We start from the raw sequence: 16,534 nt of genomic DNA, 5'->3' as shown, positions 1-16,534 counted from the left end.
ACTGTGCAAATACACAGTTAAAAAGTGCGCAAACCTTGGAAGCTCAACTAATTCAAAATTTTCTCGTTAACAACTAGTAAAGTCGAGATTCAAAACCATTAGTTTTGCTATGGCAAGAGCCTCGTGTGACAGTGGTGTTCCAAGGAGGGGGTAACTCACTTTGGGGCAAAAGCACGTTAGTGTTGCGATAACTCGACAAAAACTATTAGTTAGTCATCATTCTTCATTAGATGCATGCTTACCCAGCACGACATACATGACCTTGCCGACCTTCACATTCTTAAAGCTTATCTTGCAGCATGTATTGCCCAAGGGCTTACAGCGGGTGAGAGATTATGGTTTTTACGGGGTAACGCCAAACACGTATTGCGGCGCATTCAGTTAGCACGATTAACTTTGACGCTAGCAAACTTAAAGATGTTTTTATTCGGTGAGGGTTTTCGCAAGCTTCTGACGTACATAAAAATACCCATGTGCAACAAACCTTAAACCTAAATACAAAAATACACATTTATTTTTCTTAACAAACAAAAAAGGCCGCTATTAGCGGCCTTTACTGTTATTTTTAAACATTTCTAAATTTGTCTTTGTCTAGAACGGAATATCGTCATCGAAATCCATAGGTGGCTCGTTAAACTGTGGCGCAGGCGCGGCTTGCGGTGCAGGCTTAGCCTGTGGCTGAAAACCACCTTGTTGCGGCTGAGGAGCCTGTTGCTGTGGTGCCTGTTGCTGTTGTGGTGCTGCTTGTTGGAAACCACCTTGCTGAGGGGCCGGAGCAGGCGCAGCTTGTTGTTGCTGCTGTCCACCCCAGTTATTTTGCTGCGGTGCTTGTTGCGGTGCGCCGCCCATGGATTGCCCCTGCCCACCTTGACGACCACCGAGCATTTGCATCACGCCATTAAAGCCCTGTACAACCACTTCGGTCGAATAGCGGTCTTGACCATTCTGATCTTGCCACTTACGGGTTTGTAATTGACCTTCGATATAGACTTGTGAACCTTTACGAAGATACTCGCCAGCTACTTCGGCTAACTTGCCAAATAGCACCACTCGGTGCCATTCGGTACGCTCTTTCTGTTCACCGGTTTGCTTGTCTCTCCAACTCTCTGAAGTAGCAATGGTAATGTTGGCGACGGCCCCTCCGTTTGGCATAAAACGAACTTCGGGATCCTGTCCCAAGTTACCAACCAAAATTACTTTATTAATGCCCCGAGTGGCCATGTATATCGCTCCTATAATCTATCTGTTGTGGCGAGAAAAGACCCGCTATAATACTAGGCTGCACGCAGCAAATCCAATGCTCTAGCCAATTCAAATTCTTTTGTTTTTACTTTTAAGTAAACAGTGTTGTCTTGTGCGATCACCACTGCCTCTACAACCCCCGGTAAAACCTGAAGTTTTGCCAATAAATGAGCAGGTTGTTGGCTTGATGATATCGCCAAGGAATAATTTTTTATACCTGCCTGCGCACGCATTCCTAAACTGACCAGTAGCCAAATCAACAATACTGCGATAGAAAACAAACTCACCGCATGCATGCCACCCGCCATATATAGCGCACCAGCACTACTACCACCAATAAATGCACCCAAAAACTGGCTGGTGGAAAAGACCCCAAGCGCCGCGCCTTTGTTCCCCGGCGGTGCCAGTGTTGAAATCAAGGCGGGTAGGCTGGCCTCTAAATAATTAAAGCCAATGAAAAATATCGCCAATACCAACCCTAATAAACCAACCGATTGAAAGTCGACAAATAACAAAGCATTCGCCAACAACAATAAACAAATGGCAAAAATAAAATAACCTCGTTGCTGATTGCGCTTCGCCGAAATAATCAGTAGCGGCACCATCAGCACAAACGATACCAGTACCGCTGGTAAATAGACTTGCCAATGATGAGCTGGGGCTAAACCGGCATTCACTAAACGTAGTGGCATCACCACAAATAACGCGGTCATCACCAAGTGTAAGCTAAACACGCCCCAATCCAAACGCAATAACTGAGGGTTACGTAACAATCCTAGCATTTGCCGCAGGTTAACACTCACTTCACCGCTGGGCGCCTTCACTTCTGCGTTTGGCACTACAAACTGCACCACCAACATGGCCAACACCGCCAAACCGGCAATTAACCAAAATAAACCCGACAGGCCTAGGAAAGCAGAAATGACCGGACCTAGAACCAAAGAGGCCGCAAAAGATAAACCAATACTCACCCCTATAAAGGCCATCACTTTGGCGCGTTGCGTCTCGCGACTCAAATCAGCAGCCAAAGCCATCACGGTACTGGCAATCGCGCCCATACCCTGCAAGGCTCGCCCAAGCGCGACACCATGAATAGATTCTGCAAGCGCTGCGACCACCGAGCCCAAGACAAACAGACTCAGACCAATGAAAATGATCGGCTTTCGACCAAAGCGATCCGATAACCAGCCCATAGGGATCTGGAACAGCGCTTGGGTTAAACCATAAGCTCCAATGGCAATCCCCACCCATAGCGGAGAGAAATCTGTTAACTGTTGGCCATATACGGCTAACACTGGCATCAACATAAACAAGCCAGCCATGCGTAAAGCAAATAGCAAAGCTAAGGAATATGCGCCACGTTTCTCGGTGTTATTTAAGTGTTCTTCTACAGCCATACCCATCAAATATTCACCAATAAAGAACCGGTAATGCTACCACAAGCACTCTGGGTCAAACCAGCTTAAGATTGTCACCCAGTGTGAATAATTATCCTTAGGATCTACTACGCAATTATCTCAACAATATGTAATACTGGGCGATTTAGCGCAGCATTTATCAGGTAACAATGGACAGTATCGATATTCGAGGTGCCCGCACCCATAATCTGAAAAACATTTCTCTCACTCTTCCTCGTGACAAGCTAATTGTGATTACTGGTTTATCGGGTTCGGGTAAATCTTCCCTCGCCTTTGATACGCTTTATGCCGAAGGGCAGCGACGTTATGTCGAGTCTTTATCTGCTTACGCCAGACAGTTTTTGTCACTGATGGAAAAGCCCGATGTGGATCATATCGAAGGGCTATCCCCGGCGATTTCCATTGAACAAAAATCGACCTCGCATAACCCACGCTCTACCGTGGGCACCATTACCGAAATCTACGACTACTTGCGGCTATTGTATGCGCGAGTGGGAGAGCCACGTTGCCCTCATCATCATCAACCCTTAGCTGCGCAAACCATTAGCCAAATGGTCGATAAGGTATTTGAAGAACCCAAAGACAGTAAACTGATGTTGCTGGCGCCAATTGTGCGCGACCGTAAAGGTGAGCACCTTAAAACGCTGGAGAACCTCGCTGCACAAGGCTTTATTCGCGCCAGGATCGATGGCGAGGTCTGTGACTTAAGTGATCCCCCAGATCTGGAGCTACATAAAAAACACAATATTGAGGTGGTGATCGACCGCTTTAAAGTTCGTGTCAGTGAGGATTTAGCCCAGCGCTTAGCTGAATCCTTCGAAACTGCCTTAGAACTTGCCGACGGCACGGCAATTTTGGTGGACATGGACAGCGGAGATACCCGCCAACTATTCTCGGCAAACTTCGCCTGCCCAGTGTGTGGCTACAGTATGACCGAATTAGAGCCGCGAATTTTTTCTTTCAATAACCCCGCTGGCGCTTGTCAGGTCTGTGATGGTTTAGGCGTTGACCAGTTCTTTGATGATAACAAAATCATCCTCAACCCCAAACTCAGCTTAGCGGGTGGCGCGATCCGTGGTTGGGACAAGCGTAATTTCTATTACTACCAAATGTTAAAGTCACTGGCTGCACATTTCGAGTTTGACTTAGAGCAGCCCTTCGACAGCCTCAGCGACAAACATAAAAAGTTAGTGCTACATGGTTCCGGTCGGACCAGCATCGAATTTAAATATATGAATGACCGAGGGGATGTCACGGTGCGCAAGCACCCCTTCGAAGGCATCATTCCAAATATGCGCCGTCGCTATAAAGAAACCGAGTCAAATGCGGTTCGCGAAGAGTTAGCTAAGTTTATCAGTAACCAAGAATGTCCTGGCTGTGGCGGCAGTCGACTCCGCGAAGAAGCGCGTAACGTGTTTATTGGTAGCACCAACCTGCCCGAAGTTAGCCGCAAATCAATTGGTGAAGCGATGACGTTTTTCGGCTCACTGGAACTGGTGGGGCAACGCGCGCAAATCGCCGACAAGATCCTTAAGGAAATATGCGAGCGTTTAAATTTTTTAGTCAATGTGGGGCTTGATTATCTTTCCCTCGAGCGCAGTGCCGACACCCTATCAGGGGGAGAAGCTCAGCGAATTCGCCTCGCCAGTCAAATCGGAGCAGGTTTAGTCGGCGTAATGTATGTACTCGACGAGCCCTCTATCGGCTTACACCAGCGTGATAATGAGCGCTTACTTGCTACCCTGAATCATCTGCGGGATCTGGGCAATACCGTGATTGTAGTGGAACACGATGAAGACGCGATCCGCGCCGCCGACTACATCGTCGATATCGGCCCAGGGGCGGGTGTGCATGGCGGTGAAGTGGTGGCGCAAGGTTCGATACAGCAGATCCTCGACACTCCCGACTCTCTCACCGGTCAATATCTGAGTGGTGTCAAATCAATTGCAATTCCTAAGCTCCGCCACCCAGCAGGAAAAGACTGGTTGAAACTCAACGGAGCCAGCGGCAATAACCTAAAAACCGTCGACTTAGCGATCCCTCTGGGCTTGTTAACCTGCATCACTGGGGTATCCGGCAGCGGCAAATCAACCTTGGTGAACGATACACTCTATAAAATCGCCCAAAAAGAACTCAATGGCGCAGCGGGTGAAGACATCGCCCCCTACCAAAACATTGAAGGCCTCGACAAACTGGATAAAGTGGTGGATATCGATCAAAGCCCGATTGGTCGTACACCTCGTTCGAACCCCGCCACTTACACCGGTATTTTCACCCCAATTCGCGAACTATTTGCGGCGACCCAAGAATCTCGCTCTCGAGGTTATAAGCCTGGACGGTTTAGCTTTAACGTAAAAGGAGGCCGTTGTGAGGCTTGTCAGGGCGATGGCGTCATTAAAGTAGAAATGCACTTTTTACCTGATGTCTACGTTCCTTGTGATGTTTGCAAAAGCAAACGCTATAACCGTGAGACCTTGGAAATCAAATACAAGGGTAAAAACATCCACCAGATCCTCGATATGACGATAGAGGAAGCCCGACCATTTTTTGATGCCGTCCCAGTCATCGCCAGAAAGCTACAAACGCTAATTGATGTCGGGCTGACCTACGTCAAACTAGGGCAATCGGCAACCACTCTATCGGGCGGTGAAGCTCAGCGAGTTAAATTAGCCCGAGAATTAAGCAAACGTGATACCGGACAAACTCTTTATATCTTGGACGAACCAACCACTGGCCTACATTTCCATGATATTCAATTACTGCTGGACGTGATCCATCGTTTACGCGACCACGGCAATACGATTGTGGTGATTGAACACAATTTGGATGTGATCAAAACCGCCGATTGGATCGTCGACCTTGGTCCAGAGGGAGGCAAAGGGGGAGGAGAAATTCTTGTTGCAGGCACACCGGAAAAAGTGGCCCAAGAGGCTCGCTCACATACCGCTCGATTCTTAAAACCGATGCTCGCCGGGCATTAAGCCAGAGGGTGGCAACACCCTCCATTTTCAAGGAAGCAAAATGTCGTCTAAGTGGACTCTCGAAGCTTGTTTTAGCTATGTGTTTGCCGTGTTGATGTTCATTGGCATGCACTACTTTCAGCACAATCAAGGTGGCAGTGGCTTAGAGCTTCCTTTTAACTTAGTGGTATGGTGCTTCGCCAGTCTGCTAATTGGCTTGGGTTTACTCAAAGTCAGTCATTCACAGCGTTTACGCTATAACCGCAGCTTGCTAGTGATGCTGTTCACCACAATATTGTTATGGCTCCCCTTACTCTATCCTAATGCTGAATTTGGCGAGTTTGCAATAGACCGACTCCTCGGCTTAAGCGCTGGCATACTGATTATCTTTTCGATAATGCAACTGGAACTGAGTCGCCAGCACTGGCACCACATTCTCTATTTTATACTCGCAGGCGTACTCATCGAGAGTATCTATGCACTGGTTCAGCTCTACCTACTGACCCAAGGTAACTGGGTCGGTTTTAATGTGAATGCCACCAGAGCAGCCGGAATATTCCAACAGCCCAATGTATTAGGAACCTTTGTTCTATTTGGTTTGTTAGCCTCGGCTTGGCTAATTTCAGAAAAGGCTGTGCGTAGCAAACTACAACAAATTATCGTGTTTGGCTGTTGCTTTTTTGCCGCGTGGGCAGCCATTGTGAGTGGCTCAAGAACGGTGTTGATAGCGCTATTCGCGCTGTTACCTCTATTGTTTCCTTACCTCAAAAATTCCGCAGAACCGCATTTATTACGAGGCTGGTTAATCTGCATCGCCCTCGGTTGTTTAGCACCGGCGCTACCAGAATTGTTGAATGATGGTGTCGCGCGCGACGCTATTGGTGGAGAAACCACCGCTTACCGAGTCACGATGCTTAAGGTGAGCTGGGAACTATTTAAACAACAGCCGTTCATGGGTTGGGGTTACGGTGCTTATGATGGCATTTATCATAATGCGCAAGCGGCATTTAACGCGCAAGGTCTTATCAAGGGCTACCACTTCAATGTTGCTCATCCACATAATGAAATTGCTTATTGGGCCGTAGAAGGCGGATTACTACCACTACTCACCTTGCTATTTCTGGCTGGCTACTTTATCTATAGCATCTTTAAGCAAACATGGACCAAAGCATGCTTTCATCTCGGACTGCTCTTTCCTTGCCTATTACATACCATGACCGAACTGCCCTTCTATCATTCTGCAATCGTTTGGCTACTCTTCTGCTTTTTTGTAAGTAAAATCGCGACCGAAGCAGAAGGCCTTTGCACAAAGCCTTTCCCTGCCAAATTTGCGCCAAAGGTATTTGCTGGATTAATTCCGCTGTTTACCATCTTATTCATGCTCACCGGCTTACAAACCATTCACCACATCAGTACTTTCGAACGAACTGGCTCAAGTGATGTCAGCTTACTTGAGGGGATCATTAATCCTCTGCCCATGCTTAGTCGTTACGAATTTGATGCGATGACCTTCCGACTCAATGCTGCCAGTAAATTGCATTTAAGCGATGAGCTTAAAAATTATTTAAGCTGGTCAGACTCGTTAATGAGACGAAAAACTCGAACCGAAAACTACTACAACAGGATCCAAGCGTTTAAAGCACTAGGCCTCATCAAACAGGCCGAGCAAACATACCAACAAGCCCTATTTATTTATCCAGATACAGAGCGGGTTTCTTTTCGCTACATCTTTGCGATGAGAACCGGAGAAAAAGCGCTACAAGCATATTTAATCTGGAATAAACAACAGCTGAAAGACAAGCCAGATGCAGCGTTGTATATCCATCAAATTAATGGATTAGTGCTTTTAGGACGGATCGATGAAGCACTTCGAGTGCAACAACAAGCAAGCCAACGACTACCAAACGAATTGAAGCTGCGAAACATTCCAAGCCTAAAGCCTTATACCAAGCCAATGGGTTCATCATGACCGCCGCTCAGGGTTGATGGTTACGCTCATAAAAAGCATGTCTGCTGGCGTTGTTAACCGCAAGTGAGTGGAAAAGTCATTTTGTGAAATATGCGCAAGCGGGAAAATGGGAACCTAGATGCAAGATAAAAAAACTCAGACCTATCAGAAAAGCAGGTCTGAGTTTATGTTCAGCTCAGCCTTTGATGAGGCTGAACCAATGGCGTAAAATACTAGTTAAAGTAGTACTTGGCCGCTTCAAAACCTTCTTTACCCCAAATTTGCTCAACAAACTCAGGATGATCGATGAAAGGATTACGGTTCCCTTGGAACTCAAACACTTTCTCGTTACGGTCTTTCTCTCTTTGACTAACCGGATCTTGTTGATGCCAGCGCATCATCATTTCCACAAACCAACGACGATAAACCTGGTCAGAGCTATTTTGCTCAAACACCGCGTAGGTCTCATCGCTTTGCTCGTACCAGTCATCACTCTGGTTGGCGACGTTGATCACATCTTCATAACGAGTCGCCATATAAAAATAAACTCGCGCAATATCCCCTTTAAATTCATCAATGGGTTCAAACACCGCTTGAGTATAACCCAGCTCATCATGCCCCATACCGCGCTTCGAACCATTTCCAGAAGTGAAATTCACGGTAGACGGATCCACTTCACCGTAAGGTAGGTTGCCACGTATCCCATTAACGTAACCATCGGTTGCATACAAATTATTTACATCGGAATACATCGGATAACCGTCATCAAACCAGCTTTTGGGCATCACATGCTCACGGTTATAACAATCGCCTTCACCTTTATAATTACCACACTGATCGTCACCAATGGTGTAATTGTAAGGATCAGCGCCATTTGGCACCTCTGAATAGATATCTAGAATTGAAGCATCTTGCTCATAATACTTATCTTCTGAGCCACCTAGCGCAAAAAAGTCCCAGACGCCGCTATAACTCTGCTGGTTGTAGCCTTGTTTGATAATGCGATGCAAGGCGGTTTTGAGTAAGTAACCATCGAGCAAATCGGCATCGGCATAGTAGCCACTGAGTTCTTGCTGATAAGTATTTTGGTAATCGCCTGCTACAAAGGTTTGACTCAAGAGGTCGGTAAACTCACCAAAGTCGCCGTTATCACTAAGAATAAGCTGATTAGCCACATAGAGTTCAATATTACCTTCACCGTAGGAACAACAAAGCCCATCGTTCCCGGCATCTTTAAAATCGATTCGGTAACCACCGGGGTCAAAACCAAGGTCGATGTCATAATGGGTACTATTCTCGTAACCACTACCAGAGGCCACCACTTCTAGACGACTGTTGGTAATCGTCCAACTCAACTCCGATGCATTGCGGTCGGTATTGATGACCAAACGAGCATCAATTTTACTTTCCTGGTCGTTAGACCCGCAGCCTGCGAGTAATAGCGGTGCTGCAACTAAAGCTATTTTAAAAATATTCATAATCATCCTTTCCAGCAGTAAACAGCAGAACTGTTTACTGCATTATTCCTTATGATTGGAGCGAAGCGGTTCTGCGTCGAAAAAGCAGTAAACTCAACATGCTTAGCAATACCCATGGGCCACTAGAGCCTGCACTGGAACGTTCACCAAAACTACCCGTTTCGGTGACCGTTGAATGTTGTTCTGTGACCAGTGCATCGCCGTAATAACTATCTGCCACAAAATCACCGACAACTACCGCTTGGAAGGTATGAGCAAGCCAACCTTGAGTAATCTGTTGCTCCGTCAGTTTGATATGCGCGACCTGTGATTGCGTCACCACACCATTGCTGTTCATATCGGAAACCACTAAGGAAACTTCATCACCAACGGCAATAGAACCAACTGCCAGCTTGGTTAAGTCCATCACCGCTTGATAACCTTCACCCGCGATTGGTGTTGCTGCAGCAGGCATGTTGAGTGGCGACTCAGGTAAAGCAATCATCGCCCCCTGAGCAAGCGCAACCACTTCGCCATCCCCGTCAATAATATCTAGACTGAGCAGCGCCGGATCATGGTCGGAAGAACGATACGGATCGGCAAATTTTGGCAGGCTTCCTGTATACTGGCCTTCATACTGGAACAACGTTGACTCTGCTGAGTTAATGTTCCAGTCGGCAGCATCCTTCACATAGGCCCGCAGGTCTGGCGAGATCAGAATATGATCGAGGGTACCAACGGTTTCGTTATAGGAATAACTAATGGTTTCGGGATGTAGCTCTGGCACAATATTGATGTAGCCATAGCTGTGATCAATGACTTCACCTGCGTTACCGGTAAGTTCCTCACTCCCCACCTTCACATTACGTCCAGCCTCAACAGCGTAACCCGCAGGGGCGCTATTACGATTAGTGAGTACTAACAACGGGTCTTCTTTGGCATAGGCATTTAAGTCACCAATAATCACCTTGTAACCATCATAGTTCTCTAACTGACGACCTAAATAGTCTGCCGCTGCCGTACGGAAGTGCTCACAGTTACCCTGCAGATCATCATCTTCTACGGCGTACACCGTATGGCCATTTTCATCCACCGACTTAGCCTGCAAATCTTCCCAGCAAGTACTGCCTTTCGATTTGAAATGGTTGACCGCAACCGACAAAGTTTTTTCCCTTGGACCATTAATTTGGAAGGTTGGGATCAAGCTGTCACGCATATACTTGGTGGTTGGACGGAAGTCTTCAAAATCGCCATCAAAATACACCGGATAATCTTCAGCTGGAACAGCCTGACGAGGCATATTCAAAATGTCGATCTTATCTAGACCTACTTTCGCTTTGCGATAAATAACCATGCTGGTAATCGCATCGGTACCGACATATTTAGCACCTTCAGGCTTGGCTATCACGTATTGTTTCGCTGCCGGTAGCTTCTCATTCAGTGCTTTTACCAAATCAACCACCGCCGAGTCGCTGTCAAAACCGTTGTTTTCGATTTCCATCAAACCAACGATATCCGCATCTAAACCTAGAATTGCAGCCACAATCTTAGCGCGTTGAACTTCAAACTCCTCTAGCTCGGTTGCACCACGATTATCTTTCAAGGGATTTTCGTCACCACCGAACGGCGAGTTGAAGTAGTTGAGCACGTTCATGGTGGCAATGCTTAAGTCACCGCGTTCCACATCGGGAGCCGGTGTTCGGTCAGGAATATGGCTATAGGTAAAGTTGCTGTTATCAAGCTGATTGGTGACAAAGAAGCGATAAGCGCTATAAGAATAGGTAATGACTCCCTCAAAACCATCTAGATTAGCTCCAATTCGTAGATAGCTGTCACTGGTACCAGTGCCATCATCGCGACCAAAATTGGGGAACCAAGGCACCACGCCATTCGGCGCGCTCTGAAAACTTTCGATATACAATTGGCGCTGCGCATTACTCTTTACTTCCGCCTCTGCGTCCGCACTTCCTGGCGTATATTTCTGGGTTGGCTGGAACAGCAACCCACTATGCGCGGCAATCATATTGTTACGATAGGAGTCGTAGTCAAAACCGAAGGTTCGTGCCACAACAATATCTGACTCTTGGTCAAGCTTGGTCAACATCCCTTCGTAACGCTCGTAAGTATCCTGTACCGACACATCACTATCCAGCATTCGCAAAGGCGTCGCTGCAATCTCACCTGTAGCACCAGTGACAAAGCTCAGATCGTAGCCTTCAGACTGCTCGGGAAGCAGCATAGTCCAACCATAAGACTCGGTGACTTTGGCGTATACTTCGACTTCGTCACCCACACTCAGATCCTGACTCTCCGCACTACCACTATTAATTAAGGCCGAAACGGAACCTTTCACAAAAATACCGTCAGAGCTTAGAGGATCACTGTCTCCGCTCTCATCTTGAATGAAATACCCCTTCGGTAAGTCATTCCCCAAGGCTCCAACCTGAACAGCGGTCACAACTCCTTTGACTAGATACACATCTTGTGAGGTAAAACTCCCGTCTTCAATCATGGGCGAACGGCTACCCGTCCCTTGCAAGGCCATAATTGTACTAGCGGTAAAGTCACCTGCAGCTGGTGCTGTCGGTGCTGGCGGCGCGACACAGCTATCGTCGGCCGCATTAAATTGGCCAATATTACTAATATCGTCTTTTGCTAAGACCTTCCACTGCCAATCGACATAAGTCGCGCTCGGCGTAAGATCACAGCGTTGTAGGGTGACGTCTTTGTTGTATGCTAAATCGTACAGATCGCCCACAACATCGATGGCAACATCGTTATGCAGCAGTGCAACACCATCATCACCGTTATATTTCACTAAGTATGAAGTCGATGTTACGTCAGCTAAGCTGAGCAAAGCATCACCGGCATCTTTATTCGCAATTACCCAGACTGCATTCGGCTGTAGGGTAACACCACTTAAGTCGTAGCGATTTTGCCATTTATTTTGGAACTCGCTGGCTAACTCATAACCGGTAAGTGTGACAGCACTGGTTCCGCTGTTAGCAATTTCAATGGCCTTATTGTTACTCGAGCCTTCTACCACTTCAGATATATAAATATCGGCGTGGGATAGCATGGGTAACAAAGCCGCCATCATTGCAGGATAATAAAACTTCTTCATGTTTCTCTCCGCAAGAGATATGACTTAAAGAATGCTTAACTTATGACGCATCCTTCCTCAACTAACGTCCTGCTGCCTGATACAAGCAGGGACAAGTGACAGACTAGAACCAGTAATACACTTTGCCGTAGCCGTAGCTACCTTGCTCGCCACCAGTCACAAACTCGGTTTTCAGCACGATATTGCGGCGGTACTTATAATTCAGACTGATCGCAACCCAAGAGTCATCAACCCAGGTACGAAAGCCGTCATCGCCCATATCTCTGTTCTCGGTATCAACATCAACGATGGAGTAAACCAGATTGGTTTCAATTTTATCGGTGATGTCATAACCAATTGATGCAACATAAGTAAGCGCATCTTTCGAATCATAACCTTGCTCTTCTTCACGGTCGGATAAAGATACCAAACCACCGAGTCGAACTGGACCAACCCAGCCTCTTGCGTGTACTGAATAGATCTCACCACGTTGGTCAACGGTTTCTGCGCCAAGCAATACGTCAACCGTGTCATTAAAGTAACCGAGGTAACCATTAATCACTTCGCCTTCGCGAGAGTCTGTTTTGTAGTTATCCCAGCCTTGAGTTGAATAAGAAATACCGTATTTAAAGTTATTAATACTGCCGCGGTATTTAGCGGTACTGTCCTGATCACCGGCTTCGCGAACTTCTGCGGCACCATCCACTGAGAAATCACCCATTTGATCGTAATGGTCATAGGCAGTATCAGTGCGGCCAAATTCTATTTTATCGCCGTTTTCAAACTCCCAGCCAACATAGGCCTTATCTAACACCTGCTGGAATTCGTTTTTGGTCGTCCAAGGCGTACGCTCATAATCGAAATCAATATGAGCGAAAATCTGCCCGGTTTTAACCACGAAGCCAAAAGACATAAACGTATCATCGGAATAAAAGCTATCGTAGTCCCACTTTTCACCGTTATCGTTGTAGTCCTTCCCTAAGTAGCCGCCGACTTCAAAGCTGCCAATAAGATCAATGGAATCACCATCTTCTCCCTGATAAATGGTGGCCGCATTTAAGCTGCCCGCCGCAAATAGTGAGCAAATAAGTAAAGATAGATTTGAACGTTTCATAGTAACTTCCTGTTATAAAGTTGTCCTTTGAATGGACGAGCAAGCCCGACTACCTTGAGTAAACAAGGAAGCGCGAGTATGAATAAAAGACTGATTTGAGGGCGGGAGTTAAACCGCCCAAGCTAAATGTAAAGAGGCTTTAGTTAACGCTGAGACACTTGCCGGAGTCACGAGCGGGAAACACAGTATTGAGAGTGGTGTTTAACTGTTCCCAGTCTGCAGCCATTTTGTCGGCCTGAGCTTGGGTAAGTACGCTGCCGAATTGTTGTTCACGTAGATGTTCAACACGGGTGTAATGAAATAAACTCACGTCAACGTCTTTGCTGTCTTTATAGGCAGCATCAACATTTTTTATGTTTTTCGCGGAGTCATCAATAAATATAATCTTATCGAAGCTGCGGCCTGTCTTTTTGAGGATGTATTCAAGCATGGTGCCTTTGTTCATCCCGGTGGTCATCATCACACCCTTGGCATAACTCAGTTCACGCTTAGTGACTTCTCGATAGACCGGAGACGTTTGCCCTGCTGGTGCTAAGGCGGTCACATTGAAGTCAATTCCCTTATTGAGTAATTCGCGCTCGGTGGCCGCACGATACTTTGGTGAGCGAGAAGTCAAAGCCATCATGGTATAACCGTCTTTTTGCCACTGACTAATAAGACTAGGGACAGACTCTTCGGTCAACACCTGAGGGTTCAATTCATATAACAGACCAATGGTGTCTTCAAAAAGACAAGCCACCTTTTGCTCCGCCGCAGGTTTGACCGCTAATTTACCACGCTGCCATTGATACCAAATATCGCCACCGAGATCGACACTACTGGTTAAAATCGTGTTATCGATATCCATCACGATAAGCGTCTTGTCGACCGGGTACTGCTTTAGTTCGCTTGCAACTTTAGAAGTGATATCTGCATAACTATTTAAATCGATAACTTCAGTGGCTGCGACTGTCACTCCTGAAGAAAATAACAATGCCGCACCAATTAAACACAATTTGCTGTTCATTTGTTCGATTTCCCTAAAATTTTGGAGTGATTGTTTAGTCAAACACCCGTACATCCATTACTAACCAAATGCATAAAAACTCAAGTCAATATTATGTTTAGAGCTTTTATACAACTATCCTATATCTCCTTCTTGTTAATGAAAAGTAAGCAATACCACCCATTAACGTGATATAGATCACACTTCTAACATTAAGCTGAGCTTACGTATATTTTGATATAGAGCATCTTAATCACCAGATACAGCAAGCAAAAAATGTAAAGCGATTTAATATAAAAATTAAGCTCACGGTCAAATTTACAACCAATCATCACCAATAATGTTGATATTGAATTATATTCGTTTTATTCCCTTATGAACGATATAAGTCCATAAAAATAAAAGTTGCTGCTTAGCTGAACTAGCGGCTGAATCAAGATTTTCTTTTCAGGCGTAATTTCTAAGCAGCCCAGCCCTACAAAATATTCAACTTACTTTAGAGTCAAAGCATTTCAAAAATCATTCAGGATCTAAATACCCAATCCTCAAGATCAGAATCCTCGGTGAAATTTGATGCACAATTTAGTCAAATTCACTTGGCGATATGACTAACAAAATAGGCTCACTCATCGATGTGGTTTGTCTGTTATAAGAACGCCATAACGAAACGCATAAATAAGCCTATCCGTGAGGATAGGCTTTCTCTCAATAGGCACCTGACAATATCGAACCGACTTTCACATAGGCAATTTCAGGCATAAAAAAAGCCTACCCGTAAAGATAGGCTTTCTCTCAATAGGCACCTGACAATATCAAACCGACTTTCACATAGGCAATTTTAGGCATAAAAAAAGCCTATCCGTAAGGATAGGCTTTCTCTCAATAGACGTCTGGCAATATCCAGCCGACTTTCACATGGTTTGTTCATGAACATCGGTTCGCCTTGACTGCCCTTGCTAAATCTCAGGCAATAAAAAAGCCCTCGTCGTCAGACGAGGGCTTAGTATAGGTGCCTGGCAGTGACCTACTTTCACATGGGGAGACCCCACACTATCATCGGCGCAGTTGCGTTTCACTTCTGAGTTCGGCATGGGTTCAGGTGGTTCCACAACGCTATTGCCACCAGGCAAAAACTTGTTGTCTTTAACATTCGAAAAAACTGATATATCCCACGAGTATAACAAGCACTCTTGGTTCTAAAATAAAGTATCTATAAGCAACACCCTTTAGGTGTTGTATGGTTAAGCCTCACGGGTAATTAGTACAAGTTAGCTCAATGCCTCACAGCACTTACACACCTTGCCTATCAACGTTGTAGTCTCCAACGGCCCTTCAGAGGACTTAAAGTCCTAGTGAGAATTAATCTCAAGGCCTGCTTCCCGCTTAGATGCTTTCAGCGGTTATCAGTTCCGAACGTAGCTACTGGGCAATGCTATTGGCATAACAACCCAAACACCAGCGGTTCGTCCACTCCGGTCCTCTCGTACTAGGAGCAGCTCCCTTCAATTCTCAAACGCCCACGGCAGATAGGGACCGAACTGTCTCACGACGTTCTAAACCCAGCTCGCGTACCACTTTAAATGGCGAACAGCCATACCCTTGGGACCGACTTCAGCCCCAGGATGTGATGAGCCGACATCGAGGTGCCAAACACCGCCGTCGATATGAACTCTTGGGCGGTATCAGCCTGTTATCCCCGGAGTACCTTTTATCCGTTGAGCGATGGCCCTTCCATACAGAACCACCGGATCACTATGACCTACTTTCGTACCTGCTCGACGTGTCTGTCTCGCAGTTAAGCTGGCTTATGCCATTGCACTAACCGTACGATGTCCGACCGTACTTAGCCAACCTTCGTGCTCCTCCGTTACTCTTTGGGAGGAGACCGCCCCAGTCAAACTACCCACCAGACACTGTCCGCATCCCGGATAACGGGACAACGTTAGAACATCAACACTACAAGGGTGGTATTTCAAGGTCGGCTCCACATCATCTAGCGACAACGCTTCAAAGCCTCCCACCTATCCTACACATGTAGGGTCAATGTTCAGTGTCAAGCTGTAGTAAAGGTTCACGGGGTCTTTCCGTCTAGCCGCGGGTACACCGCATCTTCACGGCAATTTCAATTTCACTGAGTCTCGGGTGGAGACAGCTTGGCCATCATTACGCCATTCGTGCAGGTCGGAACTTACCCGACAAGGAATTTCGCTACCTTAGGACCGTTATAGTTACGGCCGCCGTTTACCGGGGCTTCGATCAATAGCTTCGCTTGCGCTAACCACATCAATTAACCTTCCGGCACCGGGC

General features: G+C 46.4%; 8 protein-coding genes, 2 rRNA genes and 1 pseudogene (1 of these 11 only partly in view). 3 read left to right on the top strand and 8 right to left on the bottom strand.

Features of this window, described 5'->3' with window-relative positions; translation table 11 throughout:
* Positions 1–259: 259 nt before the first annotated feature.
* Positions 260–393, top strand: a pseudogene (locus ACRRSX_RS03015) (transposase); the annotation flags it as partial.
* A gap of 198 nt (positions 394–591) precedes the next feature.
* Here ACRRSX_RS03015 and ACRRSX_RS03010 read toward each other — a convergent pair.
* The gene (locus tag ACRRSX_RS03010) at positions 592–1,221 is read right to left on the bottom strand and encodes a single-stranded DNA-binding protein (protein ID WP_432454698.1); all 630 of its coding nucleotides are present in this window, start codon (positions 1,219–1,221) and stop codon (positions 592–594) included.
* Between the two features lie 53 nt (positions 1,222–1,274).
* Positions 1,275–2,639, bottom strand: a complete 1,365-nt coding sequence (locus ACRRSX_RS03005) for an MFS transporter (protein WP_432456106.1) — start codon at positions 2,637–2,639, stop codon at positions 1,275–1,277.
* Between the two features lie 170 nt (positions 2,640–2,809).
* On the opposite strand from ACRRSX_RS03005, the gene uvrA reads away from it, so the two are divergent.
* Together uvrA and ACRRSX_RS02995 are read left to right on the top strand one after the other, a co-directional pair.
* On the top strand, positions 2,810–5,641 hold the full coding sequence (gene uvrA / locus ACRRSX_RS03000; RefSeq protein WP_432454699.1) for an excinuclease ABC subunit UvrA: 2,832 nt from the start codon (positions 2,810–2,812) through the stop codon (positions 5,639–5,641).
* Between the two features lie 40 nt (positions 5,642–5,681).
* Positions 5,682–7,589, top strand: coding sequence for a Wzy polymerase domain-containing protein (locus tag ACRRSX_RS02995; protein WP_432454700.1), 1,908 nt, complete (start codon positions 5,682–5,684; stop codon positions 7,587–7,589).
* 212 nt (positions 7,590–7,801) lie between these two features.
* Here the strand turns inward: ACRRSX_RS02995 and ACRRSX_RS02990 are convergent, their stop codons facing one another.
* From ACRRSX_RS02990 to ACRRSX_RS02965, 6 genes are all read right to left on the bottom strand, one after another.
* Positions 7,802–9,046, bottom strand: a complete 1,245-nt coding sequence (locus ACRRSX_RS02990) for an endonuclease (RefSeq protein ID WP_432454701.1) — start codon at positions 9,044–9,046, stop codon at positions 7,802–7,804.
* 49 nt (positions 9,047–9,095) lie between these two features.
* Positions 9,096–12,149: an ExeM/NucH family extracellular endonuclease gene (locus ACRRSX_RS02985; RefSeq protein ID WP_432454702.1), complete on the bottom strand. Its 3,054-nt coding sequence runs from the start codon at positions 12,147–12,149 to the stop codon at positions 9,096–9,098.
* A 103-nt stretch (positions 12,150–12,252) separates the two neighbouring features.
* Entirely contained in the window at positions 12,253–13,242 is a 990-nt protein-coding gene (locus ACRRSX_RS02980) for a hypothetical protein (protein ID WP_432454703.1), read from the bottom strand.
* Between the two features lie 139 nt (positions 13,243–13,381).
* Positions 13,382–14,248 (bottom strand): DUF2608 domain-containing protein, encoded by an 867-nt coding sequence (locus tag ACRRSX_RS02975; RefSeq protein WP_432454704.1) that lies wholly within the window; start codon positions 14,246–14,248, stop codon positions 13,382–13,384.
* A 990-nt stretch (positions 14,249–15,238) separates the two neighbouring features.
* Positions 15,239–15,354 (bottom strand): 5S ribosomal RNA (gene rrf, locus ACRRSX_RS02970).
* 110 nt (positions 15,355–15,464) lie between these two features.
* A 23S ribosomal RNA gene (locus ACRRSX_RS02965) occupies positions 15,465–16,534 on the bottom strand; it runs 1,818 nt beyond the window's last position.

Source organism: Agarivorans sp. QJM3NY_30, assembly GCF_050870855.2.
Taxonomy (GTDB): domain Bacteria; phylum Pseudomonadota; class Gammaproteobacteria; order Enterobacterales; family Celerinatantimonadaceae; genus Agarivorans.
This window is presented reverse-complemented; position numbering and strand designations above follow the sequence as displayed.

What these genes read in the sequence shown, in the direction of transcription:
- ACRRSX_RS03010 (WP_432454698.1), bottom strand. Translation starts at nt 1,221, where the DNA reads ATGGCCACTCGGGGCATTAATAAAGTAATTTTGGTTGGTAACTTGGGA.
- ACRRSX_RS03005 (WP_432456106.1), bottom strand. Translation starts at nt 2,639, where the DNA reads ATGGCTGTAGAAGAACACTTAAATAACACCGAGAAACGTGGCGCATAT.
- uvrA (WP_432454699.1), top strand. Translation starts at nt 2,810, where the DNA reads ATGGACAGTATCGATATTCGAGGTGCCCGCACCCATAATCTGAAAAAC.
- ACRRSX_RS02995 (WP_432454700.1), top strand. Translation starts at nt 5,682, where the DNA reads ATGTCGTCTAAGTGGACTCTCGAAGCTTGTTTTAGCTATGTGTTTGCC.
- ACRRSX_RS02990 (WP_432454701.1), bottom strand. Translation starts at nt 9,046, where the DNA reads ATGAATATTTTTAAAATAGCTTTAGTTGCAGCACCGCTATTACTCGCA.
- ACRRSX_RS02985 (WP_432454702.1), bottom strand. Translation starts at nt 12,149, where the DNA reads ATGAAGAAGTTTTATTATCCTGCAATGATGGCGGCTTTGTTACCCATG.
- ACRRSX_RS02980 (WP_432454703.1), bottom strand. Translation starts at nt 13,242, where the DNA reads ATGAAACGTTCAAATCTATCTTTACTTATTTGCTCACTATTTGCGGCG.
- ACRRSX_RS02975 (WP_432454704.1), bottom strand. Translation starts at nt 14,248, where the DNA reads ATGAACAGCAAATTGTGTTTAATTGGTGCGGCATTGTTATTTTCTTCA.